At 68.2% G+C, this 25,274-nt stretch carries 30 protein-coding genes; 7 read left to right on the forward strand and 23 right to left on the reverse strand.

Annotated elements, in window-relative coordinates:
- Positions 1-207 precede the first annotated feature (207 nt).
- Complete coding sequence (gene exaC / locus ACFSCU_RS18755) at positions 208-1,734, reverse strand: acetaldehyde dehydrogenase ExaC (RefSeq protein WP_333706811.1); 1,527 nt, start codon at positions 1,732-1,734, stop codon at positions 208-210.
- A 349-nt stretch (positions 1,735-2,083) separates the two neighbouring features.
- Here exaC and ACFSCU_RS18760 point away from each other — a divergent pair, with 349 nt between their 5' ends.
- Complete coding sequence (locus ACFSCU_RS18760; protein WP_333706810.1) at positions 2,084-4,033, forward strand: sigma-54-dependent Fis family transcriptional regulator; 1,950 nt, start codon at positions 2,084-2,086, stop codon at positions 4,031-4,033.
- A gap of 110 nt (positions 4,034-4,143) precedes the next feature.
- Here the strand turns inward: ACFSCU_RS18760 and ACFSCU_RS18765 are convergent, their stop codons facing one another.
- Both ACFSCU_RS18765 and ACFSCU_RS18770 read right to left on the reverse strand, forming a co-directional pair.
- Positions 4,144-5,001 carry an amino acid ABC transporter substrate-binding protein gene (locus ACFSCU_RS18765; RefSeq protein WP_180551791.1) on the reverse strand — a complete coding sequence of 286 codons (858 nt, stop codon included), beginning with the start codon at positions 4,999-5,001 and terminating at the stop codon, positions 4,144-4,146.
- 118 nt (positions 5,002-5,119) lie between these two features.
- Complete coding sequence (locus ACFSCU_RS18770; protein WP_180550537.1) at positions 5,120-5,626, reverse strand: hypothetical protein; 507 nt, start codon at positions 5,624-5,626, stop codon at positions 5,120-5,122.
- Positions 5,627-5,857: 231 nt separating this feature from the next.
- Here ACFSCU_RS18770 and ACFSCU_RS18775 point away from each other — a divergent pair, with 231 nt between their 5' ends.
- On the forward strand, positions 5,858-6,751 hold the full coding sequence (locus tag ACFSCU_RS18775) for a DMT family transporter (protein WP_333706809.1): 894 nt from the start codon (positions 5,858-5,860) through the stop codon (positions 6,749-6,751).
- Between the two features lie 85 nt (positions 6,752-6,836).
- On the opposite strand, the gene ptsP is transcribed toward ACFSCU_RS18775, so the two are convergent.
- The 5 genes from ptsP to ACFSCU_RS18800 form a co-directional block, all read right to left on the reverse strand.
- On the reverse strand, positions 6,837-8,585 hold the full coding sequence (gene ptsP, locus ACFSCU_RS18780; protein WP_377561339.1) for a phosphoenolpyruvate--protein phosphotransferase: 1,749 nt from the start codon (positions 8,583-8,585) through the stop codon (positions 6,837-6,839).
- A 120-nt stretch (positions 8,586-8,705) separates the two neighbouring features.
- Positions 8,706-8,975, reverse strand: coding sequence for an HPr family phosphocarrier protein (locus ACFSCU_RS18785; RefSeq protein ID WP_180550536.1), 270 nt, complete (start codon positions 8,973-8,975; stop codon positions 8,706-8,708).
- A complete protein-coding gene (locus ACFSCU_RS18790; protein WP_377561340.1) occupies positions 8,944-9,396 on the reverse strand; it encodes a PTS sugar transporter subunit IIA in 453 nt (150 codons plus the stop codon). Before ACFSCU_RS18790 ends, ACFSCU_RS18785 begins: the two co-directional genes overlap by 32 nt.
- A gap of 7 nt (positions 9,397-9,403) precedes the next feature.
- Complete coding sequence (locus ACFSCU_RS18795; RefSeq protein WP_377561341.1) at positions 9,404-10,660, reverse strand: MFS transporter; 1,257 nt, start codon at positions 10,658-10,660, stop codon at positions 9,404-9,406.
- On the reverse strand, positions 10,657-11,196 hold the full coding sequence (locus tag ACFSCU_RS18800; RefSeq protein ID WP_377561342.1) for a hypothetical protein: 540 nt from the start codon (positions 11,194-11,196) through the stop codon (positions 10,657-10,659). Before ACFSCU_RS18800 ends, ACFSCU_RS18795 begins: the two co-directional genes overlap by 4 nt.
- Before the next feature lie 310 nt (positions 11,197-11,506).
- Here ACFSCU_RS18800 and ACFSCU_RS18805 point away from each other — a divergent pair, with 310 nt between their 5' ends.
- Together ACFSCU_RS18805 and ACFSCU_RS18810 are read left to right on the forward strand one after the other, a co-directional pair.
- Positions 11,507-12,742 (forward strand): CaiB/BaiF CoA transferase family protein, encoded by a 1,236-nt coding sequence (locus tag ACFSCU_RS18805; RefSeq protein WP_377561343.1) that lies wholly within the window; start codon positions 11,507-11,509, stop codon positions 12,740-12,742.
- Between the two features lie 403 nt (positions 12,743-13,145).
- Entirely contained in the window at positions 13,146-13,880 is a 735-nt protein-coding gene (locus ACFSCU_RS18810; protein WP_180550533.1) for an alpha/beta fold hydrolase, read from the forward strand.
- A gap of 12 nt (positions 13,881-13,892) precedes the next feature.
- On the opposite strand, the gene ACFSCU_RS18815 is transcribed toward ACFSCU_RS18810, so the two are convergent.
- Entirely contained in the window at positions 13,893-15,839 is a 1,947-nt protein-coding gene (locus tag ACFSCU_RS18815; RefSeq protein ID WP_377561344.1) for a nitroreductase family protein, read from the reverse strand.
- A 171-nt stretch (positions 15,840-16,010) separates the two neighbouring features.
- Between ACFSCU_RS18815 and ACFSCU_RS18820 the strand changes: the two genes are divergently transcribed.
- Positions 16,011-16,508: a TlpA disulfide reductase family protein gene (locus ACFSCU_RS18820; protein ID WP_180550530.1), complete on the forward strand. Its 498-nt coding sequence runs from the start codon at positions 16,011-16,013 to the stop codon at positions 16,506-16,508.
- Positions 16,509-16,766: 258 nt separating this feature from the next.
- On the opposite strand, the gene ACFSCU_RS18825 is transcribed toward ACFSCU_RS18820, so the two are convergent.
- Complete coding sequence (locus tag ACFSCU_RS18825; RefSeq protein ID WP_180550529.1) at positions 16,767-17,225, reverse strand: c-type cytochrome; 459 nt, start codon at positions 17,223-17,225, stop codon at positions 16,767-16,769.
- 145 nt (positions 17,226-17,370) lie between these two features.
- Between ACFSCU_RS18825 and ACFSCU_RS18830 the strand changes: the two genes are divergently transcribed.
- Complete coding sequence (locus ACFSCU_RS18830) at positions 17,371-18,045, forward strand: cytochrome b/b6 domain-containing protein (protein ID WP_377561345.1); 675 nt, start codon at positions 17,371-17,373, stop codon at positions 18,043-18,045.
- 62 nt (positions 18,046-18,107) lie between these two features.
- On the forward strand, positions 18,108-18,584 hold the full coding sequence (locus ACFSCU_RS18835) for a GNAT family N-acetyltransferase (RefSeq protein ID WP_308645921.1): 477 nt from the start codon (positions 18,108-18,110) through the stop codon (positions 18,582-18,584).
- A 391-nt stretch (positions 18,585-18,975) separates the two neighbouring features.
- Here the strand turns inward: ACFSCU_RS18835 and ACFSCU_RS18840 are convergent, their stop codons facing one another.
- The 13 genes from ACFSCU_RS18840 to ACFSCU_RS18900 form a co-directional block, all read right to left on the reverse strand.
- Positions 18,976-19,479, reverse strand: a complete 504-nt coding sequence (locus ACFSCU_RS18840) for a peroxiredoxin (RefSeq protein ID WP_180550527.1) — start codon at positions 19,477-19,479, stop codon at positions 18,976-18,978.
- A gap of 136 nt (positions 19,480-19,615) precedes the next feature.
- On the reverse strand, positions 19,616-19,885 hold the full coding sequence (gene rpsQ / locus ACFSCU_RS18845; protein WP_180550526.1) for a 30S ribosomal protein S17: 270 nt from the start codon (positions 19,883-19,885) through the stop codon (positions 19,616-19,618).
- A gap of 9 nt (positions 19,886-19,894) precedes the next feature.
- Positions 19,895-20,092: a 50S ribosomal protein L29 gene (rpmC, locus tag ACFSCU_RS18850; protein ID WP_180550525.1), complete on the reverse strand. Its 198-nt coding sequence runs from the start codon at positions 20,090-20,092 to the stop codon at positions 19,895-19,897.
- Positions 20,093-20,107: 15 nt separating this feature from the next.
- Positions 20,108-20,524 carry a 50S ribosomal protein L16 gene (gene rplP, locus ACFSCU_RS18855; protein WP_180550524.1) on the reverse strand — a complete coding sequence of 139 codons (417 nt, stop codon included), beginning with the start codon at positions 20,522-20,524 and terminating at the stop codon, positions 20,108-20,110.
- Positions 20,525-20,527: 3 nt separating this feature from the next.
- Positions 20,528-21,427, reverse strand: a complete 900-nt coding sequence (gene rpsC / locus ACFSCU_RS18860) for a 30S ribosomal protein S3 (RefSeq protein ID WP_333708064.1) — start codon at positions 21,425-21,427, stop codon at positions 20,528-20,530.
- 18 nt (positions 21,428-21,445) lie between these two features.
- Entirely contained in the window at positions 21,446-21,775 is a 330-nt protein-coding gene (rplV, locus tag ACFSCU_RS18865) for a 50S ribosomal protein L22 (protein WP_106701745.1), read from the reverse strand.
- A 12-nt stretch (positions 21,776-21,787) separates the two neighbouring features.
- Positions 21,788-22,063 carry a 30S ribosomal protein S19 gene (gene rpsS, locus ACFSCU_RS18870; protein ID WP_180550523.1) on the reverse strand — a complete coding sequence of 92 codons (276 nt, stop codon included), beginning with the start codon at positions 22,061-22,063 and terminating at the stop codon, positions 21,788-21,790.
- A 12-nt stretch (positions 22,064-22,075) separates the two neighbouring features.
- Positions 22,076-22,900, reverse strand: a complete 825-nt coding sequence (rplB, locus tag ACFSCU_RS18875; RefSeq protein ID WP_333708059.1) for a 50S ribosomal protein L2 — start codon at positions 22,898-22,900, stop codon at positions 22,076-22,078.
- Between the two features lie 3 nt (positions 22,901-22,903).
- Positions 22,904-23,239: a 50S ribosomal protein L23 gene (rplW, locus tag ACFSCU_RS18880; protein ID WP_317749225.1), complete on the reverse strand. Its 336-nt coding sequence runs from the start codon at positions 23,237-23,239 to the stop codon at positions 22,904-22,906.
- Positions 23,236-23,856, reverse strand: a complete 621-nt coding sequence (rplD, locus tag ACFSCU_RS18885) for a 50S ribosomal protein L4 (RefSeq protein ID WP_180550522.1) — start codon at positions 23,854-23,856, stop codon at positions 23,236-23,238. The genes rplW and rplD overlap by 4 nt, the downstream gene beginning before the upstream one ends.
- A complete protein-coding gene (gene rplC / locus ACFSCU_RS18890) occupies positions 23,856-24,533 on the reverse strand; it encodes a 50S ribosomal protein L3 (RefSeq protein ID WP_180550521.1) in 678 nt (225 codons plus the stop codon). The genes rplD and rplC overlap by 1 nt, the downstream gene beginning before the upstream one ends.
- Before the next feature lie 181 nt (positions 24,534-24,714).
- Positions 24,715-25,026, reverse strand: coding sequence for a 30S ribosomal protein S10 (gene rpsJ, locus ACFSCU_RS18895; RefSeq protein WP_333708052.1), 312 nt, complete (start codon positions 25,024-25,026; stop codon positions 24,715-24,717).
- Between the two features lie 10 nt (positions 25,027-25,036).
- Positions 25,037-25,274 (reverse strand): EF-Tu C-terminal domain-related protein (locus tag ACFSCU_RS18900; protein ID WP_377559908.1); only part of this gene is annotated, 238 nt, incomplete at its 5' end.

Consider the following 25,274-nt stretch of genomic DNA (forward strand, 5'->3'; position numbering starts at 1 on the left):
CAAATCCGCGCCGCGATGCCCCGCTGCGCACGCCGTTGGCTACATGCGTGAAATATCCGGGCTAGCGCCCGCCTGATCAGCGCTGACAGCTATATTTATTGAAGCAAACCATCATCCTGCTGCACCCGCCTGCATGACAAAAAAAGGCCCGCCGGCGCATGACTGCGCGGCGGGCCAACTCCATCCATGCCGTCCGGGGCAGGGGTCTCAGAAGAAGCCGAGCTTGTTCTCGCTGTAGCTGACCAGCAGGTTCTTGGTCTGCTGGTAGTTGTTCAGCGCCATCTGGTGGTTTTCACGGCCGATGCCGGACTTCTTGTAACCACCGAAGGCCGCGTGCGCGGGGTACAGGTGGTAGCAGTTGGTCCACACGCGGCCGGCCTGCACCGCGCGGCCCACTTTGTAGGCCGTGTTGCCGTTGCGCGACCACACGCCTGCGCCCAGGCCGAAGGTGGTGTCGTTGGCGATGTGGATGGCTTCGTCCATGTCCTTGAAGGTGGTGACCGACGCCACCGGGCCGAAGATCTCTTCCTGGAACACGCGCATGTCGTTCTTGCCGAACAGCAGCGTGGGCTTGACGTAGAAGCCGTCGTTGATGTCGCCGCCCTGGCGGTTGCGCTCGCCACCCGTCAGAGTCTGCACGCCTTCATTGCGGCCGATGTCGATGTAGCCCAGGATGCGCTCCATCTGCTGCTGCGACACCTGCGCGCCCACCATGGTGCTGGTGTCCAGCGGGTGGCCTTGCTTGATGGCGGACACGCGCTTGAGGGCGCGCTCGATGAAGCGGTCGTAGATCGATTCTTGAATCAGGATGCGCGACGGGCAGGTGCAAATCTCGCCCTGGTTCAGCGCGAACATCGACAGGCCTTCCAGCGCCTTGTCGAGGAAGGCGTCGTCGTGGTCCATCACGTCGGCAAAGAATATGTTGGGGCTCTTGCCACCCAGCTCGACGGTGGAGGGGATCAGGTTGTCGGCCGCCGCGCGCAGGATGCGCTGGCCCACGGGGGTGGAGCCGGTGAAGGCTATTTTTGCAATGCGCGTGCTGGTGGCCAGCGCCTCGCCCGCTTCCTTGCCGAAGCCGTTGACGATGTTGACCACGCCGGGCGGCAGCAGGTCGCCAATCAGCTCCATCAGCACCATGATGGAGGCAGGCGTTTGCTCGGCGGGCTTCATCACCACGCAGCAACCGGCGGCCAGCGCGGGCGGCAACTTCCACGAAGCCATCAGCAGCGGGAAGTTCCAGGGAATGATCTGGCCGACCACGCCGATAGGCTCATGGAAGTGGTATGCAACCGTGGTTTCGTCGATCTCGGAGATGCCGCCTTCCTGCGCGCGGATGGCGCCCGCGAAGTAGCGGAAATGGTCGATGGCCAGCGGAATGTCGGCCGCCATGGTTTCGCGCAGCGGCTTGCCGTTGTCGATGGTTTCGGCGATGGCCAGCGTCTGCAGATGCTGCTCCATGCGGTCGGCGATCTTCAGCAGGATGTTGGAGCGCTCGGTGACCGAGGTCTTGGCCCAGGCGGCCTGTGCGGCGTGGGCGGCGTCCAGGGCGCGGTTCACATCCTCGGCGTCGGACTGGGCGACCTTGGTGAAGGGCTTGCCGGTGATGGGGGAGACGTTTTCGAAGTAGCGGCCAGCCGACGGGGGCACCCATTTGCCGCCGATGTAGTTGTCGTACTGCTGTTTGTAGGGGTAGGCGGCTTCGAGGCCGAAACGCTTGAGCTCAAACATGTCCATGGTCTTGTCTCCTGAGAGGTAGGTATGCGGCCGCCCAAGGCGGGTCGGCTGCAGGCACAGATACACAGGCCGTGCCAGCTTGGCACACCTGGGCCAAAGGCGCGGGTTTACCCTGTAATTGGCAGCCCTGTGGCTTGGCTTGGCCCCGGGGCAATGTCACTTTATGGAACAGCGGGCGTGACAGGCCCGGACAATTTGGAACGTCACATCCGAGCAGGGGCATTTCATACGCCGCGCCGCTCCGATAGACTGGCACAGCCCACCGACCGCGCGCTTGAACGCCGGTGCGCACGGGCACCCGACACCCGCCATGCCGCCCCTCGGCAGGCCGATCAGGAGACAGACAGCCATGGGTATTGCGACCGACAGCCTGCAGCTGGCACGCCGGCACCTGCTGGACCACGGTGCCTGCCTGCCCAGCGCGTTGAACGACCGCCTGGCGCGCTCCTGGCAGCGCAGCCTGCACGCAGGCTTGCCGCCTTTCGGCGGCCGCGAGCTGGCCGAGCCCGCGGGCGGGCTGAGCCTGTCGCAATCGCTGGAGCAAAACGCGCAGATGCTGTCTTTCGCCCGCCCGGTGATGGACTTCATGTACGGCCAGATTCGCGGCGGCGACTGCATGGTGGTGCTGGCCGACGTAGACAGCATGCTGCTGCACACGGTGGGCGACCACGGCTTTTTGACCAAGGCGCAGCGGGTGGAGCTGCGCACCGGCGCGTCCTGGCGCGAATCGGTGCGGGGCACCAACGCCATCGGCACCGCCATCGAAGACGCCAGCGCGCTGCAGGTGCGGGCCGGCGAGCACTATCTGGAACGCAATGGCTTCCTGCATTGCTCGGCCGCGCCCATCTTCACCGCGCAGGGGGCCGTGGCTGGCGCCATCGACATTTCGGGCGACGAGCGCGCATCGCACATGCACGCGCTGGGGCTGGCCAGCAGCGCGGCGCGGCTGATCGAAAACAACTGGCTCAAGGCACGTTACCGCGATGCGGTGCGCGTGCACCTGCACAGCGCCGCCGAAGGGCTGGACACGCCAGCCGAGGGCATCGTGGTGCTGTCAGAAAGCGGCACGCTGCTGGGCGCCAACCAGGAAGCGATTCGCGCCCTGCGCCTGGCGCCGCACGACTTCTTTGCGCTTCAGCTGGAAACGCGCCTGCAAGAACGCCTGGCGCACCTGCTGGCCCGCACGGGGCGCGAACCGCACACCGTGCGCCTGCCGGACGGTCGGCGCATGTTCTTGCGGGTTGAGCAACCCGCGCAGCGCACGCCCGCGCGCACTGTCGTTCCCGAGGCTCGCGTGGACGCGCTGGCAGCCAGCGACACGGGCGACGCGCAATGGCGCCGCGCCGCGCAACAGGTGCGCCGCATTCTGGACAAGCCCATCGCACTGCTCATCCAGGGCGAATCGGGCGTCGGCAAGGAAGTCTTCGCCAGGGCCTGCCACGACAGCGGGCCGCGGCGCGGCCGGCCCTTCGTGGCCGTCAACTGCGCGGCCATCCCGGAATCGCTGATCGAGGCAGAGCTGTTCGGCTACGCCCCCGGCGCCTACACCGGCGCGCAAAAGGGCGGCAGCCTGGGCCGCATCCGCGAGGCCGAGGGCGGCACGCTCTTCCTGGACGAGATCGGCGACATGCCGCTGCTGCTGCAAACCCGGCTGCTGCGCGTGCTGCAGGAAAAAAAGGTCACGCCGCTGGGCGGCACGCCGGTGCCTGTGGACTTTGCCTTGGTCAGCGCCACGCACTGCGTGCTGGCCGACGCGGTGGCGGAAGGGCGCTTTCGCAGCGACCTGTACTACCGCCTCAACGGCTTCAGCGTGAAGCTGCCCGCCTTGCGCGAGCGCGAGGACTTCGATGCGCTGGCCACGCGCATGCTGGCGCAGTGGGACGACAGCGGCGTGCGCATCGCGCCCGATCTGCTGGCCGCGCTGCGCGGCTACACATGGCCGGGCAACCTGCGGCAGTTGGCCAGCGTGCTGCAAACCGCCTGCGCGCTGCGCGACCCGGCGCACGAGCCGGCCATCGACTGGCCGCACCTGGCCAGCGACCTGCGCGATGCGCTGGCCAGCCCGGCAGCGCGGGTGCAGCCCGCCGGTAAAGCGGCGGAAACGCGCGCCATTTCGGTGGGCCAAGCTGACGGAGCACCGGAAGCCGCGCCGCCGGCGGCCTTGCGAAAAATCGCCCGCCAGGCCATCGCGCAGGCGCTGGCCGATGGCGGCGGCAACGTCAGCGAGGCCGCCCGGCGCCTGGGCATCAGCCGCCAGACCATTTACCGCCATTTGAAGAAGGCCGACGCCGAGGCCTGATCTCGCGCGCGCCTGCCGCCGGGCGACGCCTGCATTGCGCTTTTCCTGATTGCCCAGAAAAAAGGCCCGCTCGAAGCGGGCCTTGGGCCTTGCGACTTTGGGTCAAACCATCAGGTGGCCGGCTTATCGGAAGGGGCCTTGATGTTGTCCTGCAGCTCCTTGCTCATCGGCAGGCCGATGCTCTGGTTGCGCGGCGGGATCGGCTGCATGAACCACTTGTTGTAGAGCTTTTCAAACTCGCCCGACTTCATCATGCCGGTGATCACGCCGTCGACCAGCGCCTTGAATTTCGGGTCGTTCTTGCGAATCATGCAGGCGTAGGGCTCGACCTGCAGCGAATCGCCCACCACTTCCAGCGAAGCCGGGTCCTTGGCGTTGGCCTTCAGGCCAAACAGCAGGATGTCGTCCATCGCGAAAGCGGCGGCGCGGTCGGCCTCAACCAGCAGGGCGGCATCGGCGTGGTCCTTGGTGGGCACGATGTTGATGCCCAGCCCTTTTTCCTCGTTGTAGCGGCGCACCACCTGCATATTGGTGGTGCCGGTGGTAATGGCCACCGTCGTACCCTTCAGGTCGGCGTAGTTCTTGATGCCCGACGACTTCTTCACCAGCAGGCGCGTGCCGGTGTAGAAATGGTTGATGGCAAAGTCCACATCCTTGCCGCGGGCGCTGTTGTTGGTGGTGGAGCCGCATTCCAGGTCGATCGTGCCGTTTTGCAGCAGCGGAATGCGGTTGGCCGAGGTCACGGCCTGCCAGCCCACGGTGAGGTTGCTTTTGCCGGTCTGCTTGCGCACCGCGTCGGCGATGGCGTTGCTGATGTCCACCGCAAAGCCGATGGGCTTCTCCGGGCCTTCCAGGTAGCTGAACGGCACCGACGATTCGCGGTAGGCAAACGTCATCTTGCCGCTGCTGCTGATCTTGGACAGCGTGTCGGCGCTTTGGGCATGGGCCGGCAGCGCGGCACCCAGCATGGCTACGGTGGCGGCGCACAGGGCGCCCGTCAAAACACGTTTGATCGAATTCAAGCTCCAGAAGAGGTGGGTGACTACAGCTTACAGCCACTTGTGCGCTGCGGCGACGGGGCATGCCCTAGCCACCGGTGCCGGTCAGCGGCCCGTCAGCGCAGGCGGGCGCTGTCGCGAATGGCGTCGCACACCGCGTCGTATTCGGCGGCCAGATCGGCCGGTAGCTGCAGCGCAGAGAGTAGGTCTTGCCACCGATCACCGTGGCAACCAGGCGCAGCTGCAGCGGCCGCCGTGAAGCCACATTAAGAATGTGCCGGTACACCACGTCGGCGGCGGGCCGCCCCAGCAGCTGCGTGCTGCCCATGCGCTGAAACTGCGCGCGCCGCAAGGACGCGTCCAGTTGCGCGCGCAGCGCGGCGCCCAGCTGCTCGGCGTCGGCGGCGCTGTCTACCTTTGGCACGAGCGCTGGGTCGGTCAGGAAGCGAAAGCTGATGTCGCCTTTTTCCATCGACGAATCGGACACGCCGATCATGACGGGCGAGCCATGGAACTCCGGGTCCAGCTTGAAGCTGGCCGGGTAGTCGTAGGTGACGCCGCTGGCCTTGTCGACGAACGTGGCCGTGTCGGGCACCGAAGGCGCAGCAGCGAACGCCGCAGTCGCCAGGCAGGCCGACAGCCACAGCGCGGCGACGCGCGGGCGACGACCGAGCGGGCCATCCGGCCGCGTGGGGCGCGTGTGAGAGAGGTCATGGCAAGACGACTGGGCCTGGCGGGCGGTGGCGGAAAGCCGGTTATCTTACGCAAGCAATGTCCGCCCATCGCCCCCATCGCTGACCTACACCGCCCTCGCGCCGCGCCGCCCTTGACCTCCTCCGCCCGCCCTTCCTCCTCGTCCGCTGCGGCGGCCAATGGCCTCGCCCTGGGCGCGGTGGGCCTGTGGGCTTCGCTGGCCGCGCTGGGCACTTCGCTGGCGCACGTGCCGCCGTTTTTGCTGACCGGGCTGGCGCTGCTGCTGGGCAGCGTGCTGGCGCTGCCCATGGTGCGGTTTGACGTACGGCGGCTGGCCGTACCTTGGCCCACGCTGGCGCTGGGCGTGTACGGCCTGTTTGGCTACCACTTCCTGCTGTTCACCGCGCTGCAGTTGGCGCCGCCGGTGGAGGCGAACCTGGTCAACTACCTGTGGCCGCTGGGCATCGTGTTCCTGGCGCCGCTGCTGCTGCCGGGCGTGCGGCTGACGCACCTGCACATGGTGGCGGCGGTGCTGGGTTTTGCCGGGGCGGCGATCGCCATCGTGGGGCGCGGCGGCGCGGGCGCCAGCGCCGGGCCGTGGGCCGCCGCGGGCTATGGCTGCGCGGCGGCGGCGGCGGTGGTGTGGTCCACCTATTCGCTGCTGACCAAGCGCCTGTCGATGACGGGCCGCGCCTTTCCCACGGCCGCCATCGGCCTGTTCGGCGTGGTGTCGGGCGTGCTGGCGCTGGTGTGCCACGCGCTGCTGGAGCCCAGCGTGGCGCTGTCGGCGCGCGACCTGGCGCTGATCGCCCTGCTGGGGCTGGGCCCGCTGGGCGGCGCCTTCTTCTTGTGGGACGCGGCCCTCAAGCGCGGCGACGCCCGGCAGATCGGCGTGCTGAGCTACCTCACGCCACTCCTGTCAACGCTGATCCTGATGGTCACCACGGGCCGGCCCTTAAGCTGGAACATCGCGCTGGCCACGGCGCTGATTCTGGGCGCGGCGGTGGTCGGCACGCGCGCCAGGTGATACTCCAATTTTTATAGCTGCTCGCGCTTGATGGACAGGCGCCAGCGGCATACTGGCTTGAAGTTTCAGGCGGGCGAAGGCGCCGCTATCCCACCAGCAGCTCGGCCGGCTCGTCGCTGTCCAGCACGGCCTGCGCCCAGGCTTGCAGCTTGCCCGCGTCGGCGCGCAGGATTTCCTGCTTGACGGCCAGTACCTGCGACGGGTGCATCGAAAAGCTGCGCAGCCCCAGCCCCAGCAGCAGCCGCGTGACGCTGGTGTCGCCCGCCATTTCGCCGCACACGCTGACGGCCTTGCCCGCGCGCGCGCCAGCGGCAATGGTGTCGGCCACCAGGCGCAGCACGGCCGGGTGCAGCTGGTCGTACAAATGCGCCACCGATTCGTCGGCGCGGTCGATGGCCAGCGTGTACTGGATCAGGTCGTTGGTGCCGATCGACAAGAAGTCGAAGTGGCGCAGAAACAGCCGCATCGACAGCGCCGCCGCCGGAATCTCGATCATCGCGCCCAGGCTGACGCTGCCGTACACGCGGCCGCGCTCGTCGAGCTGCGCGCGCGCCTTGTCGATCAGCTCCAGCGTCTGGCGAATCTCGCCGGCGTGCGCCAGCATGGGGATGAGCAGGTGCACCTGCCCGTGCGCCGCCGCGCGCAGGATGGCGCGCAGCTGGGTGAGGAACATGGCCGGCTCGGCCAGGCTCCAGCGGATGGCGCGCAGGCCCAGCGCGGGGTTCAGGTGGGTGTCGGGGCGGCGGTCGTCCAGCGGTTTGTCGGCGCCGACATCGACGGTGCGAATGGTCACCGGCAGGCCGTGCATGCCTTCCACCGCCGCGCGGTAGGCGGCGTACTGCTCGTCCTCGTCCGGCAGGTCGCCTTCGCGCCCCATGAACAGGAATTCGGTGCGGAACAAGCCGACGCCGACGGCGCCGACGCCGAGCGCCGCCGCCGTGTCCGATGGCTGCTCGATGTTGGCCAGCAGCTCGATCCGCTGACCGTCCAGCGTGACGGCGGGCGTGTTCTTCAGCCGTGCCAGGCGGCCGCGCTCCAGCTCGCCCTGGCGCTGCTTGAAGCCGTATTCGGCCAGGATGATGGGCGAGGGGTCGACGATCATCACGCCGGCATCGCCGTCGATGATGACCCAGTCGTCCTGCCGCACCAGCTGGCTGGCCGAGCGCGCGCCCACCACGGCGGGGATGTCCATGCTGCGCGCCACGATGGCGGTGTGGCTGGTCTTGCCGCCGACGTCGGTCACGAAGCCGGCGAACACGCTCTTCTTGAACTGCAGCATGTCGGCCGGCGACAGGTCGTGCGCCACCAGCACCAGCGGCACGTCCAGCGTGTCGTCCAGCCCCAGGTCCTGCTGGCGCGGCGGGCGCGGCGGCGGCGCGGCGATGGGCGTGGCGGCGCCCTTCAGGTGCCGCAGCACGCGGTCGACCACCTGCTCCAGGTCGGCCTTGCGCTCGCGCAGGTAGGGGTCGTCCATCTCGTCGAACTGGCGCACCACCACCTCGAGCTGGCTGATCAGCGCCCACTCGGCGTTGTACAGCCGCTCCTTGATCCAGCGGCGGATTTCGTAGGCCAGGGTCTCGTCCTGCAGCAGCATCAGATGCACGTCGAGCATGGCGCCCAGCTCGGGCGGCATGTCCTTGGGCATCTCGGCCTGCATGCGCTGCAGCTCGTCGACCACGGCATCGCGCGCCACGCGCAGGCGTTCGATCTCGGCCTTGATCTCGTCCGGCTGGATGAAGTAGTGCGTCACCTCCACCCGGCTCGGCGCCACCAGCACCGCGCGCCCGATGGCGATGCCGCGGGCGACGGGAAGGCCGTGGATGGAGAAGGTCATGCGCTCAATCCGATGACGGAATGACCTTGCTGCGCTTCGATGACGGCGCTGGCGTGCCATGACCAGGCGACGCCCGTCGTCATTCCGTCATCAAGGCCGCGCAGCGGCGAGGTCATTTCGTCATTCCCCTTCGCCAAACTTGTCGTTGATCAGCGCCAGCAGGGCTTCCATCGCCTCCTGCTCCTGCTCGCCGTCGGTCTCGAGGGTGACCTGGCTGCCGATGCCGGCGGCCAGCATCATCACGCCCATGATGCTCTTGGCGTTCACGCGGCGCTCGCCGCGGCTCATCCACACCTCGCACGGGTAGCTGCCGGCCAGCTTGGTGAGCTTGGCCGAGGCGCGGGCGTGCAGGCCCAGCTTATTGCTGATGGTCGTGTCGTTCTTGATCATTCGGTGCTCTTCGGGGCTGGTTCTGTGGCGCGCCGCCGCCCAGCGGCATGGCGCCCTGCACGCCGCCGGCCAGCGCGCGCTGGGCCATGTCGTCCAGCGGCTGGCCGCGGTAGGTGACGGCGCGCAGCAGCATGGGCAGGCTGGCGCCGGCAATCAGCCGCAGGTCGGGCGCGCCCGCCACCAGGCGCTGCGCCACGTTGCAGGGCGTGGCGCCAAAGCAGTCGGCCAGCACCAGCAGGGGGCGCCCGCCCAGCTGCGCCTGGGCGGCGTGCGCCTGCGCCAGCGTGTCCTCGGGCGCGGCGCTGGCCTGCACGTCGAGCGCGGCGATGTCGGCCGCGGCGTCTTGAAACACGTGCAGCGCTGCCTCGCGCAGGGCGCTGGCCAGCGGGGCGTGGGCGATCAGCAGGACGGCGTTGTTCACGCCGCCATTATCGGCGTCCGGCCCACACGAAGCGCGCCCAGCACGCCGCGCTGATGCCGCCGAACACGCCCATGGCGCCGCGCAGCGCGTCGCCGGCCGACCAGCCGAGCGACTCGAACGCATCCGCCCCCAGGCCGATGCCCCACTGCACGAAGAAGATGCCGAGGAAGATCACCAGGTTGTAGGCCGACAGCGCGCGCCCCGCCAGCTGCTGCGGAAAGGCCATGGCCACCACCGGCTGCACCTGCGCCGAGGGCGTGGTGAGCATGCAGTACAGCGCCAGCAGGATGAAGCTCCAGCCGCCCAGCGCCGGCCCGGCCGCCACCAGCGCCGCCAGCACCACGAAGCTGAACGGCTGGATGCGCGCCACCAGGCTATCGACCGAGATGCCGCGCGCCATCATGCGCGGCAGCAGCAGGCCCCAGCCCCAGAAGGTGAGCAGCATGCCCAGGTTGAGCCAGAACAGCCCGGTGGCCGCCTGCAGCGGCGTGGCGCCGCCCACCCGCGTCATCCACGGCCCGGCCCACAGCGACTGGATGGCCACCATGCCGCCGAACGACACCGCGCCCAGCGGCGAGGCGCGGCGGAAATACGCATTGCGGGCGATGTCTGAATAGGAGCCTTTTTGGCCCTCAGCGCCCGCCCCATCTGCGCCAGCAGCTATTTTTTGAGGAGCAAGCGAAGACCAGCGCGGCACGATCCAGGCGATCACCGCCATGGCCACCCCCACCAGCGCCGCCAGCCCCCAGAACAGCGCGCGCCAGCCCACCACTGGCAGCAGCCACTGCACCGGCAGGGTGGAGGCCAGCATGCCCAGCGAGCCGGTCATCAGCATCCACGAGTTGGCGCGCAGCTGCGTGCCGCTGTCGAACCAGCGGCGGTAGCCGGTCAGCGGCGCCATCAGGCAGGCGGCCACGCCCACGCCCATCAGCACGCGCGCCGCCATCAGGCCGCTGAAGCCGCCCGCCAGCGCGAACACCGCGCAGCCCGCCACCGCCACCGTCAGCAGCCCCAGGATCACCTGCTTCGGCCCGTGCCTGTCGAGCCAGCTGCCCAGCGGCAGCTGCATGGCGGCAAAGCCCAGAAAGTAGCCGCCCGCCAGCAGCCCGAGGTCGCGCGCGTGCAGGCTGAACTCGTCGGTGAGCACCGGCGACAGCGTGGCCGTGACCGCGCGCAGCAGCGCCGAGATGAAGTAGGCCAGCGCGAAGGCCAGGAACACCGCGATGGCGGCGCGGCGCGGCAGGGTGTCGCTCTGGGATGTCATGGCCACTTGATGCCTTCGAAGAACGCGTCGGCCACGGCCGGCTGCGGGCGCTCGGCGTACATCACGGCGTGCAGCAGCTCGGTGCCGCCGTCGCCCGCCGTGCGCGCCGTCCACACGGCCTGCGCCGTCACGCTGCGGCCGTCGGCCTGCTGCCCCTGGGCCACCACGCGCTGGGCGTGGGCCAGCGGCAGGCCCTTGGGCGGATGGAAAGGCTGCCTGGCCGGCGTGCCGCTGACGCGCATGTTGGCCAGCGTGGCCTGCTGCCAGCCGGCCAGCAGCTCGTCGGGCGCGCGGCCGGCGGGCACCTTGGCGGCCATCAGCGCAAAGGTGGCGCCGCCGGCTTCGCAGCCGCTAACGGCCAGCGTGGTCGGCTCGCCACCCAGCGGCACGCTGCGCTCGGCGCGGTCGGGCTTGCAGGGCAGCAGGGCCACGGCGGTGGTGGGCGCCAGCCGCACTTCGCGCCAGTTGAGTGAGGGCGTGCAGGCCGCAGCGGCCAGCGCCACCGCGGCGCACAGGGCCGGCCGATACGGAAACATGCGGCGCATTATTGATGGGAAAGCTGTCGACTTGAAAAGGCGCTGAGTTTTCTGAACGCAGAGAGCGCCAAGACTTCGCAAAAGGCGCAGAACGCGATAGTGAAAACCGTGCGCGGCTTCAGATTTCGCAAGCGATGGTGGCTATCTCCCTTGCTTGATGATCAAGAAGTCTCAGATGCCGCTCGGACCTCATCCGCTGTGTGGGAGCGGACTTGCCCGCGATCTAGCGTTGGTGGCGGCGAGACGTCTCATCGCGGGCCCGCCCGCTCCCACACCCAATCATCGCCCGCGCCTTTGCGAGAATGCAGCCATGAACGCACTTGACGGCATCCGCATCCTTGACCTGTCTCGCGTGCTGGCCGGCCCCTGGTGTACCCAGACCCTGGCCGACCTGGGGGCCGACGTGATCAAGATCGAGCGCCCCGGCACCGGCGACGACACGCGCACCTGGGGCCCACCCTTTCTGACGGCCGACGACGGCAGCGAGACGCACGAGGCCGCCTACTACCTGGGCGCCAACCGCAACAAGCGCAGCGTGACCTGCGACATCGCCAGGCCCGAGGGCCAGGCGCTGATCCGCGCGCTGGCCGAGCACTGCCAGGTGTTCATCGAGAACTTCAAGGTGGGCGACATGGCGCGCTACGGGCTGGATTACGACAGCCTGAAGGCCATCAACCCGCGCCTCGTCTACTGCAGCCTCACCGGCTTTGGCCAGACCGGGCCGTATGCGCCGCGCGCCGGCTACGACTACGCCATCCAGGGCATGGGCGGGTTGATGAGCATCACCGGCGAGCGCGACGACCTGGGCGGCGGCCCGCAGAAGGTGGGCGTGGCCGTGGCTGACCTGTTCACCGGCATGTACGCCACGGTGGGCATTCTGGCCGCGCTGCGCCATGCCGAGCGCACGGGCGAGGGCCAGTTCGTCGACATGGCCCTGCTCGACACGCAAGCCGCCATGCTGGCCAACCTGGGCGCCAACTACCTGGTCAGCGGCAAGGTGCCCGGCCGCGCCGGCAACGCGCACCAGAACATCGTGCCGTATCAGGTGTTCGAAGTGGCGCCCAAGCCCGACGGCAGCGCCGACCACATCATCCTGGCCGTGGGCAACGACGGCCAGTACGCCAAGTTCTGCCAGGTGGCCGGCCGGCCCGACCTGGCCGCAGACCCGCGCTACGTGAAGAACCAGGACCGCGTGCGCAACCGCGCCACGCTGGTGCCGCTGCTGGCCGAGATCATGAAGACCCGCACCAAGCCCGACTGGTTGGCCGCGCTGGAGGCCGCCAAGGTGCCCTGCGGCGCCATCAACAACCTGGCCGAGGTGTTTGCCGACCCGCACGTGCAGGCACGCGGCATGGTCACGCACTGGCAGCACCCGCTGAAGCACGACCTGAAGCTGGTGGCCAGCCCGCTGAAGCTGGAAAAAACCCCCGTGCGCACCGACCTGCCGCCGCCCCTGCTGGGCCAGCACACCGACGAGGTGCTGGGCGAGCTGCTGGGCTTCGACGCCGCGCGCATCGCCGCGCTGCGCGATGCGGGGGCGGTTTGACTCCATTTCCAATTCAATGCGTCGATCACCGTCATCCGGGGCGAAGGCCGGGTTCCATGTTTCTCCGCACACGCCGGAATGACGAATGACTTCGCTGCGCTTCGATGACAAATGGCGCATTTTTCATCGGTCATGCGGCGCCAGCCGCGGTCATTGGTCATTTGTCATTGTTTTGAACGCCAAACCGCATCAGGGCGGGGCCGCAACAAGAAAGTGAAGAGGGGGGGGGACTTGTGAAATTTATTGATTCATGAAACAAGGCTCCAGCGCCCTTGAATCGGGCGCAAGCAGCTCTCTTTTCAATACCTTAAATCCCCGCCAAATCGTTATCGCTGGTTTTGAACCTGGAAACGGCAGCTGATACAGGCGTTTGCCGCCCACCCGCACGAAAGGAAGATCCGCCATGGCCCACTACCTGCTCGTTCACGGCGCCTGGGGCGGCGCCTGGTACTGGCGCGACACGCTGCACACGCTGATCCGCGCCGGCCACCGCGCGCACGCCGTCACGCTGACAGGCGTGGGCGAGCGCGCCCACCTGCTCTCGCCCGCCATCGACCTGGAAACCCACATCGCCGACGTGCTGGGCGCGCTGGACACCGAGGAACTCGACGACTGCATCCTCGTCGTGCACAGCTACGGCGGCATGCTCGGCACCGCCGTGGCCGACCGCCGGCCCGGCAAGCTGCGGCACCTGGTCTATGTCGATGCCGTGCTGCCCGCCCCCGGCGAAAGCTGGAGCAGCGGCCACGCGCCCGACACGCGGGCGGCGCGCATCGCCGGGGCCGAAGCGAACGCGCAATACGCCTTTCCCGCGCCCGACCCGGCCGCCTTCGGCCTCACCGGCCCCGCCGCCGACTGGGTGCGCCGCCGCCAGACGCCGCACCCCGGCCACACCTACACGCAGCCACTGCCCTTCGACCCGACCCGCGTCGCCGCCGTGCCGCGCACCTTCATCAACTGCACGCAACCGGCGCTGCCCACCATCGACACCTCGCGCGCCCGCCTGGCCGATCCGACCTTCTGGGGCGGTGCGTGGCAAGGTGGCGGCGGCGTGCGCGTGGTCGACATGGCGACGGGGCACGACCCGATGCTGAGCGAGCCCGAGGCCTTCCACCGCCTTCTGCTGGCGCTGGCGTGACCGGCCCGCCGCTCACGCCGGCCAGCCCAGGGCGGCGAACTGCACCACCCACTCGCGCGCCGGGTCGGCGCCGATGAGGGCGGCGGCCGCGTCGTCGTAGAACGCGCCTACGGCGCACACCCCCACGCCCAGCGCCTGGCCAGCCAGGTACAGGCGCTCGCCCCACAGGCCGGATTCGAGGAAGGCATGGCGCCAGCCGCGCGCGGCGCCGGCCGGGTCGGCGGCGAAGGCGCCGCGGTCGAGCGTGAGGACGACCACCGCAGCGGCGTCGCCGATGGCGTCCTGGTCGAGCCCGGCGGCGCGGCTGCGGCGCCGCCCGGGCGCGCCGGCAGCGGGCCGCGCGTGCAGCGCATCCGCCACCGGCACCCAGGCCCACGCGCCGGCCGGCAGGCCATCGACCGCGTGCGCCACCACACTGGCGCGCACGGCGGCAGACCATTGCGGCGCGGGCGTGGTCATGGCGCGCAACAGCTGCCCCAGCACCGGCAGCGGCAGCGCCTGCGGCCGGTAGCGGCGCACCGAGCGGCGCGCGGCAATGAGCGGCAGCGGATCGGCCAGCGCCGGCACCGGGCCGCTGGCGGCCGGCAGCGCCACCGCCGCCGCGCGCCCCATGGCGGGCGAGCCGGCGGCGGGCGGCGGCCAATCCGCACCGGCCGGTGGCGGCCGGTCGGTGGGCGAGGCGCGCACGCTGCCCGCTCCGCTGGCCGCCGCGCGCAACGAGGTGGCGCGGTGCACGGCGTCGGTCATGCCCAGCGGCGCGCTGCCCTGGCGCAGGGGGATCGCCCAGTCGGCCGGCGGCGCCACGGGCCGGGGCGTGGCGGCGGCATCGGTCAACCAGAGCTGCGCCAGCACGCCTTCCTCGCGCTCGTCCAGCTGCAGCGCATCGGCCCACACCGATTCGTCGAAGGCGCGGGCGAAGTGCACGCCCACATGCAGCGCCTGCCCCGCCACGCGGACGTTCTCCAGCGCATGGCCCAGGTCGCCCAGCAGGTAGCGGTAGGTGCGCTCGCCGTACTTGTGGCCGCTGCGGCGGAACACCGCGGTGGCCAGCAGCGCGACGGGCACGCCAGGCGGCAGGGTGGCGGCCAGCGCCGGCGGCAGCGCCTCGGCCAGGCGCCGCAGGCCGCGGCCGGGCACGTCGACATGCCACAGGCCGGACGGCACGCCGGGCAACTGGCGCACGGCCAGGTACAGCTCGGTGGCGAACAGCGCGCCGGACGAGGGCGCGGCGCGCAGGCGCAGGCCGCCGCGCTCGGCGGTGATGCCGGCGGCCGCCCACAGCAGGGTGGCCAGGGCCTGGGCGTTCAGCCCCGGTGGATCGGCCGGCGCCGTGCGCCAGGGCGCGGGCAGCGGCTGCGCCGGCGCCTGGGCATGGGTCTTGAACGGCGGTGGCGCGCCGCCCCAATCGGCACTGGCGGCGCGGCGCAGCACGCCGGCGCGCGAATGGGCCGAATGGGCATGAAAGGCCTCGACCACGGCGAGTGCCGAGGCCGCCTGATTCGCGTCGCCGAGGCCGGCCGGGTCGCCACCAATGTGCAGCTCGGTGCGCCCATGGCGCAGCCCCAGCCAGTAGGCACCGCCCGTCGACGCGGCCAGCCCGCCCAGGGCCAGCGCCCCGCTCAGCCTGCGGCGGCGCGGCGCGGCGGCGGCGGGCGCACTGGCCGCCTGGCGGCGCGGGCGCAGCGCGGCGAGCAGCGCGCGCAGGTTGAACGCCAGGTGCAGCACCACCAGCAGCACGGTGGCGTAGCCGAACAGGTAATGCCAGTCGAACACCGGCAGGTGCTGGTTGGCCACCCAGAAGATGCCCAGCCCCGCCGTGGCCAGCAGGTAGACCAGCAGCAGCAGGCTGCTGATGGCGTTGAGCCTGGCGCGCGTGGGCAGCCGGCCGCGCAGCGCCAGCGCGCCGGCCAGCAGCGCGGCAGCCAGCAGAGGCAGAAAAACCCAGACCAGCTTGTTCATGCCGGGCACCGCGCGGCGCCGGCGCCTGATCGGTCACGCACGGGCATCGGCCCATTCTGCCCGGCCGGGCGCGGGGGTTGAACTTTGGCGGGCTTTGGCGGCTCTGTCGTTGAAGGCCTGGCGCGCCCGTGCCGGCCGCCCGGTCTTTGGCCGTTTTCTACAATCATGCCCATGCCCACCACCCTCACGCGTCGCCTCGCCCTGGCCGCGCTGGCGATTGCCACGCTGGCGCTGGCCGCCTGCGGCAAGAGCGAAGCACCCGCCTCCACCTTCGTCCTGCTCGACGGCAGCAGCCAGACCACCGCCGACATGAAGGGCAAGGTCACGCTGGTCAACTTCTGGGCCACCAGCTGCACCACCTGCGTGGCCGAGATGCCGCAGATCGTCGCCACTTACGACAAATACAAGGACAAGGGCTACGACACCATTGCCGTGGCGATGCAGTACGACCCGCCGAGTTACGTGGTGAACTTTGCGCAGACGCGCAAGCTGCCGTTCAAGGTCGCCATCGACAACACCGGCAAGGTGGCCGAGGCCTGGGGCGACGTGAAGCTGACGCCGACCACCTACATCGTCGACAAGCAGGGCCAGATCGTGAAGAAGTACGTGGGCGCGCCCAACTTCGACGAGCTGCACAAGCTGATCGAGAAGCTGCTGGCCGCGGCCTGATGTCATTTCCAGATCAACACCACAACAAGTTCGTCATTCCGGCGAAAGCCGGAATCCAGACGGCGAGTGAAAGCAGACAGGGATCGCGGCTTTCGCCGGGATGACGATGGTTGAAGTTTCGAAGTGAGAATGGAATGAGCCACGGCGCACGCAAGAAAGCCGCACCAGGGTGCGGCTTTTTTCATGCCTTTTCGGCCTTCAGCGCTTGTGTGGCAAGCGCTGGCAGCTCCTGTTTCAGGAGCTGCCCGTGCCGGCTGCTCAGCGGGCGCGGTAGTTGTCGTGGCAGGCCTTGCAGGTCTGCGAGGCGGGGCCGAAGGCGGCTTTCAGCTGGTCCAGGTTGCCGCTCTTGGCAGCCACCGACACCTTGCCGACTTCGGTGATCATCTTCTGCTCCATCTCCTTGACCTTGGGCAGCTCCTTCCAGGCCTGGGGGCGCACCTTGGTGCCGTGGCCTTTTTCGGTGCCGGGCACGAAACCGGTGAACGGCAGGGCCGAAACGGCGGCGATGACGTCGCCATCGGCGGCGGCCACGGCGGCGTCGTAGGGCATCTTGCCGTTGGCCATGGCGCCCAGGCGGCCGAAGTGGTGGCCGAGCACGGCGAAGGCGCTCTGGCGGTAATTGATGGCGTCTTCGGCCTTGGCGAACTGGGCGGCGGCGGGCAGCGACACGGCAGCGGCGGCGGCCAGCAGGGCGGCGGCGCGAATCATTTTCTTCATCGTGAAAACTCCTTGGGTTGAATGAGCAACGGGCTGCATGAGCGGCCCGCGGCGCAGCCTGCAACGCGTGATCAAACATCACTAAACTCGGCAGGCTACGGGCGGCAGCATAGCGCCCTTGCGTTAACCAACTGTAATTGTCGACATGAACCCAACCCGCATCTGGGACCTGCCCACGCGCCTGTTTCACTGGGCGCTGGCGGCCTGCGTGATCGCCCTCGTCATCACCGCCAAGGTGGGCGGCGACGCCATGAACTGGCACTTTCGCCTGGGCTACGCGGTGTTCGCGCTGCTGATCTTCCGCCTGCTGTGGGGCTTCGTGGGCGGGCACTGGTCGCGCTTTGCCAGCTTCTTCCCCACGCCGGGGCGGCTGTCGCGCTATTTGGGCGGCCGCGCCACGGCGGCCGATACCGCGGGGCACAACCCGCTGGGGGCGCTGTCGGTGCTGGCGCTGCTGACGGTGCTGTCGGTGCAGGTGGGCACGGGCCTGTTCACCGACGACGAGATCGCCTTTGCCGGGCCGCTGACGCCGCTGGTCTCGGGCGACACGGTGTGGACGCTGACCAGCTGGCACAAGACCTGGGGCCAGTGGCTGGTGATCGGCCTGGTGGCGCTGCACGTGCTGGCCATCGTGGTGTACCTGATCCGGCGCAAGAACCTCATCACGCCCATGCTGCTGGGCGACAAGCGGATGGCCGAGCCGGTGACCCCGGCCCGCGACACGGCCGCCACGCGCCTGCTGGCGCTGGTGCTGCTGGGCGCCGCGGCGGGCGTGGTCTGGTGGGTGGTGCAGCTCGGCCAGCGCGGCATGCTGGGGTAGACTGGCCGCGGCGCAGGCCCGCTGCGCCCGCCTTTTTGACGCCCGTGGACACACGACCGCCGATCGACATCGCCCTGGCCACCAGCCCCGAGCAGCTGGATGCTGCGCGTGCGCTGTTTCTCGAATACGCCGAGCAGCTGGGCGTGGATCTGGATTTTCAGGGCTTCGAGGAAGAGCTGGCCGGCCTGCCCGGCGACTACGCCGAGCCGCGCGGCAGCTTGCTGCTGGCCTGGGTGGACGGCGAACTGGCGGGCTGCTGCGCCCTGCGGCCGGCCGAGGACGTGGATTACGTCAACGCCGCCGAGATGAAGCGCCTGTTCGTGCGCAAGGCCTTCCGCGGCTTCGGGCTGGGCCGCATGCTGGCCGAGTCGATCCTTGACGCCGCCGTGCGCCTGGGCTACGACTGCGTGCTGCTGGACACGCTGGACGACATGGAATCGGCCCGCGCGCTGTACGAGGACCTGGGTTTCGAGGAAATCCCGCCCTACTACCACAACCCCTTGCCGGGGGCGCATTACCTGAAGGTCGATCTGCGCTGAATCGCCTGATCAGGCGATAACGGATTGACGCGGTATTGAAGTATTGAATTGATAGCTGCTCGCGCCCGATAATTGGGCGCTAGATGCAGATTCGATACATCAAAAAATTTCCGAGGCCCCCCCATCGGAACCGGCTGCGCAGCAAGCCGACAGAGTCGCGGAGCAGGCCACCCCAGAACGCCGGGGCCTCACCTTGAGCCGGCCGCTGGCGTCGTCCCCCTCGGGGAAGGCAGCCGCCAGCGGACTCATTCCATTTCCAATTCAATGCGTCAATCACCGTCATCCCGGCGAAGGCCGGGATCCATGTTTCTCCGCACACGCCGTCTGGATTCCGGCTTGCGCCGGAATGACGAGCTATGGCAGCTTTGATCTGGAATTGGAATCAGGGGGGTTATTTGACTTGCCCCAGCATGGTGGCGCCGTCGCTCACCTCGAACTTGCCCGGTCCCTCGACGTTCAGCGTCACCACCTTGCCGTCCTTCACCAGCATCGAGTAGCGGTTGCTGCGCAGGCCCAGGCCCTTGCCCGTCAGGTCCAGCGTCAGGCCCGTGGCCTTGGCGAAGGCGGCGTCGCCGTCGGCGATCATGCGCACCTTGCCATCGGTCTTCTGGTCGCGTGCCCAGGCGCCCATGACGAAGGGGTCGTTCACGCTCAGGCACCAGATTTCATCCACGCCGGCGGCCTTCAGTGCGTCATGGTTGTCCAGGTAGCTGGGCACGTGCTTGGCCGAGCAGGTCGGCGTGAAGGCGCCCGGCAGGCCGAAGATGGCGATGGTCTTGCCGGCGGTGGCCTGGGCCACGTCCACCGGGTTGGGGCCGAGGCTGCAGCCGTTGCCCTCGACCTCCGAGTACTCGGATAGGGTGACGGCGGGCAGGGAATCTCCGACTTTGATCATGGAATGCGCTCCTGGGTTGGGTGACAAAAAAGGCTGCCAGAACGCAGCCCCGCAAAACAAAACAGCCCACGCATTGTGGGCTGTTCGTTGGCATCGTGCTGGCGGCGCCGGCTTGGGCACCGCCGCAGCGTGGTCTTCAGACCTGGGCTGCCTTCTGCACCAGGCGGGTGGCCACCCAGTTCTTGGTCTTCGACAGCGGACGGCTCTCGGTGATCTCGACCGTGTCGCCCAGCTTGTACTCGCCGTTCTCGTCGTGGGCGTGGTACTTGCTGGAGCGGATCACGATCTTGTCGTAGATCGGGTGCTTGACGCGGCGCTCGATCAGCACCGTCACGGTCTTGGCGCGCTTGTCGCTGACGACCTTGCCGATCAGGGTGCGCTTGAGGGATTTCTTTTCTTCCGTCATGGTCACTCCTTACTTGGCGGCGGCTTGCTTTTCAGCAATCAGCGTCTTGGCGCGGGCGATGGCGCGGCGCGTGGTCTTCAGCTGGCCGGTGTTGGACAGCTGCTGGGTGGCCTTCTGCATGCGCAGGTTGAAGTGGGCCTTCTGCAGGTCCTTCACCTCGGCTTGCAGGCCGGCGACGTCTTTCTTGCGCAGTTCAGCGGTTTTCATCTGGTGTTCTCCTGATTACTGGCCGATCATGCGGGCGACGAAGGTGGTGCGCAGCGGCAGCTTGGCAGCGGCCAGGGCAAATGCCTCGCGCGCCAGCTCCTCGGGCACACCGACGATCTCGTACAGCACCTTGCCGGGCTGGATCTCGGCCACGTAGTACTCCGGGTTGCCCTTGCCGTTACCCATGCGCACTTCCGCGGGCTTGGTGGAGATGGGCTTGTCGGGGAACACACGGATCCAGATGCGGCCACCGCGCTTGACGTGGCGCGAAATGGCGCGACGCGCGGATTCGATCTGGCGCGCCGTCAGGCGGCCGCGATCGGTGGACTTCAGGCCGAAGTCGCCGAAGGCCACGGTATTGCCACGGGTGGCAATGCCGGTGTTGCGGCCCTTGTGCTCCTTGCGGTACTTTCTGCGGGCAGGTTGCAGCATGGTTTACTCTCCTTTGGCGCCGTCCGCTGCTGCAGCGGGCGCGGCGACGGTGCGGACGCGCTTAACGGCGGGTTGGCCGTCGGCACCCTGGCCTTCGGCGGGTTTGTCGCTGCCGTCGGCAGGGGCGGCGTTGCCACCACCACGGGCATCGCGGCGCGGGCCGCCACGGCGGTCGCCACCGGGGCCACCACGGCCGTCACGGCGCGGGCCACGCGGGCCGCGGCGCTCTTCGCCCTCGGGGCGCGGCGTGCTGTCCAGCGAGGGCGCATCGTTGCGGCCCAGCGTGTCGCCCTTGTAGACCCAGACCTTGACACCGATGATGCCATAGGTGGTGCGGGCTTCGCTGAAACCGTAGTCGATGTCGGCGCGCAGCGTGTGCAGCGGCACGCGGCCTTCGCGGTACCACTCGGTGCGGGCGATCTCGATGCCGTTCAGGCGGCCGGCGGACATGATCTTGATGCCCTGGGCACCCAGGCGCATGGCGTTCTGCATGGCGCGCTTCATGGCGCGGCGGAACATGATGCGCTTTTCGAGCTGCTGCGTGATGCTGTCGGCGATCAGCTGGGCATCGACTTCGGGCTTGCGCACTTCCTCGATGTTGACGGCGACGGGCACGCCCAGCTTCTCGGCCAGTTCCTTCTTCAGCTTCTCGATGTCCTCGCCCTTCTTGCCGATCACCACGCCCGGACGGGCCGAGTAGATGGTGATGCGGGCGTTCTTGGCGGGGCGCTCGATCAGCACGCGCGAGACGGCGGCGTTCTTGAGCTTGGCCTTCAGGTACTCGCGCACCTTGATGTCTTCGGCCAGCATGCCGGCGAAGTCGCGGTTGCTGGCATACCAGCGGCTGGCCCAGTTGCGGCTCACGGCGAGGCGGAAGCCGGTCGGATGGATTTTCTGTCCCATAGTCTTTCCAGGCCTTCCTTAGTTGCCGACCGTCACGTACACGTGGCACGTGGGCTTCGACAGGCGCGCGCCGCGGCCCTTGGCGCGGGCAGCCGAGCGCTTGAGCGTGGTGCCCTGCTCGACGTAGATGGTCTTGACGCGGAGCTCGTCGATGTCGGCACCGTCGTTGTGCTCGGCGTTGGCGATGGCGGATTCCAGCACCTTCTTGATGATGCCGGCGGCCTTCTTCTGCGTGAAGGTGAGCGTGTTCAGCGCCTGATCCACTTTCTTGCCGCGGATCAGGTCGGCCACCAGACGGCCCTTGTCGACCGACAGGCGCACGCCACGGAGGACTGCACGTGTTTCCATGGTCTGTTTCCTTTACTTCTTGGCTTTCTTGTCTGCCGCGTGACCCTTGAAGGTGCGCGTCAGGGCAAATTCGCCAAGCTTGTGGCCAACCATCTGGTCGGTGACATAGACCGGCACGTGCTGCTTGCCGTTGTGCACGGCAATGGTCAGGCCGATGAACTCGGGCAGAACCATGGAGCGGCGCGACCAGGTCTTGATGGGCTTCTTGTCCTTGCTTTCCACGGCCTTGTCGACCTTGGCGAGCAGGTGGTGGTCCACGAACGGACCCTTTTTCAGAGAACGAGTCATGTGTTGTGGTCCTTACTTCTTGCGACGCGAAACGATCATGTTCTGCGTGCGCTTGTTGGCGCGGGTGCGGTAGCCCTTGCTCAGGTTGCCCCACGGGTCGACCGGCTGGCGGCCCGACTTGGAGCGGCCCTCGCCACCACCCATCGGGTGATCGACCGGGTTCATCACGATGCCGCGCACCGTCGGGCGGATGCCCATCCAGCGCTTGACGCCGGCCTTGCCGAGCTGGCGCAGGCTGTGCTCTTCGTTGGCCACTTCACCGATGGTGGCGCGGCACTCGATGTGCACCTTGCGCACCTCGCCCGAGCGCATGCGCACCTGGGCGTAGGTGCCTTCGCGCGCCAGCAGCGTGGCGGACGTACCGGCCGAGCGGGCCATCTGCGCACCGGCACCGGGCTTGAGCTCGATGCAGTGGATGGTCGAACCCACCGGGATGTTGCGGATCGGCAGCGTGTTGCCGGCGCGGATCGGCGCCTCGGAGCCGCTCATCAGCTGGCTGCCGACTTCAACACCGCGCGGGGCGATGATGTAGCGGCGCTCGCCGTCGGCGTAGCACACCAGGGCGATGTGGGCCGAGCGGTTCGGGTCGTACTCGATGCGCTCGACCTTGGCGGGAATGCCGTCCTTGTTGCGACGGAAGTCGATCACGCGGTAGTGGTGGCGATGACCGCCGCCACGGTGGCGCGTGGTGATGCGACCGTTGTTGTTGCGACCGGCCTTCTGGAACTGCGGCTCGAGCAGGGGCGCGAAGCCCTCGCCCTTGTGCAGGTGGTCGCGCGAGACCTTGACCATGCCACGGCGGGCCGGCGAGGTCGGTTTGATCTTGATGACAGCCATGGTTTACGCAGCCTCCCCGGACAGGTTCAGCTCTTGACCTTCCTTGAGCAGGACGTAGGCCTTGCGCACGTGGTCACGGCGACCGACGGTGCGACCGAAGCGCTTGGTCTTGCCCTTGATGTTGGCGACGGACACGCCCTTGACCTGCACGTTGAACAGCAGTTCGACGGCGGCCTTGATCTCGGGCTTGGTGGCATCGCGCAGCACCTTGAAGGTGACGGCATTGGACTTCTCGGCCACCATGGTGGCCTTCTCGGAAATCACCGGAGCGACGAGCACCTGCATCAGGCGGCCCTCGTCGAATTGGCGCTCTTTGGGCGACGGGTTGATGCGGCTCATGCGAACATCTCCTTGAGCTTGTCGATGGCACCCTTGGTGACCAGCACCTTCTTGTAGTGCACCAGCGACACCGGGTCGGCGTAGCGCGGCTCGATGACCAGCACCTTGCCGAGGTTGCGCGACGCCAGGTACAGGTTCTCGTCGACCTCGTCGGCGATCACCAGCACGGAGTCGAGCTTCATGTCCTTGAGCTTCTGGGCCAGCTGCTTGGTCTTGGGCGAATCGACCTTCATCGACTCGATCACGGCCAGGCGGCCTTCACGCGCCAGCTGCGAGAAGATGGACGCCATGCCGGCGCGGTACATCTTCTTGTTGATCTTCTGGCTGAAGTTCTCGTTCGGGCTGCTGGGGAAGATCTGGCCGCCGCCACGCCACAGGGGCGAGGAGGTCATGCCGGCGCGGGCGTTGCCCGTGCCCTTCTGGCGGAACGGCTTGCGGGTCGAGTGCTTGACCTGCGCGCGGTCCTTCTGGGCGCGCGTGCCCTGGCGGGCATTGGCCTGGTAGGCCACCACCAGCTGGTGCACCAGCGCTTCGTTGTAGTCACGACCGAACACGGTCTCGGGCGCATCCACCTTGGACGCGGCCTGGCCCTGGTCGTTCAGGAGTTCGAGTTGCATTACTTGGCCTCCTCTTTGGCGGCCTTGGCCTTGACGGCCGGGCGCACGGTGACGAAGCCGCCGCGCGAGCCGGGCACGGCACCCTTGATCAGCAGCAGCTGACGGGCCTCGTCGATGCGGATGACGTCCAGGTTCTGGGTGGTGACGGTCTCGTCGCCCATGTGGCCGGTCATCTTCTTGCCCGGGAACACGCGACCCGGATCCTGCGCCATGGAGATCGAGCCCGGCACGTTGTGCGAACGGCTGTTGCCGTGCGAGGCGCGCTGCGAGCGGAAGTTGTGGCGCTTGATGGTGCCGGCGTAGCCCTTGCCGATGGAAGTGCCCTGCACATCCACCTTCTGACCGACCGCGAACACCTCGGCCACCGGCACGGCGGCGCCAGCGGCGTACTTGCCCGCCACATCGTCGTCGACACGGAATTCCTGGGTGATTTCACCGGCTTCGACACCCGCCTTGGCGAGGTGGCCGGCTTCGGGCTTGGTCACGCGCGAAGCCTTGCGCGAACCGAACGTGACCTGCAGGGCCACGTAGCCATCGTTGTCCTGGGTCTTGACCTGGGTGACGCGGTTGTTCGACACATCGACCACCGTGACAGGCACTGCTTCGCCGTCATCGGTGAACAGACGCATCATGCCCACCTTGCGCCCCAGCAACCCCAATCGATTGCTTTGACTCATTTATTGCTCCTGAACTCTCGCCGCGCCCGCTGCAATTGGCCTGCGCGTTTGGTGTACGAAAGAGGGTTGAAAAGTCCTGGCCACAAAAGGCCAAGCCCTAAATTATAACGCGGGCCTGCCTTGTCGGCAAGCCCGCGCTGTGAGCGGCAGAACGGCGCGGCGCGGTGCCGGCCGCAAAGCCTTACTGCAGCTTGATCTCGACGTCCACGCCGGCCGGCAGATCGAGCTTCATCAGCGCGTCCACGGTCTTGTCGGTCGGGTCGACGATGTCCATCAAGCGCTGGTGCGTGCGGATCTCGAGCTGGTCGCGGCTGGCCTTGTTGACGTGCGGCGAACGCAGGATGTCGAAGCGCTTCATGCGCGTGGGCAGCGGCACGGGGCCCTTGACCACGGCGCCGGTGCGCTTGGCGGTGTCGACGATCTCGGCAGCGGACTGGTCGATCAGCTTGTAATCGAACGCTTTCAGGCGGATGCGGATTTTTTGCTTGGCCATGATCTGCTCCTTACTCGATGATCTTGGCCACCACGCCCGCGCCCACGGTGCGGCCGCCTTCACGAATGGCAAAGCGCAGGCCTTCTTCCATGGCGATCGGAGCGATCAGCTTGACGGTGATGCTCACGTTGTCGCCGGGCATGACCATTTCCTTGCCTTCGGGCAGTTCGATGCTGCCGGTGACGTCGGTGGTGCGGAAGTAGAACTGCGGACGGTAGTTGTTGAAGAACGGGGTGTGGCGGCCACCT

This window comes from Ottowia beijingensis, from assembly GCF_042680925.1.
In the GTDB taxonomy this organism is placed as follows: domain Bacteria; phylum Pseudomonadota; class Gammaproteobacteria; order Burkholderiales; family Burkholderiaceae_C; genus Ottowia; species Ottowia beijingensis.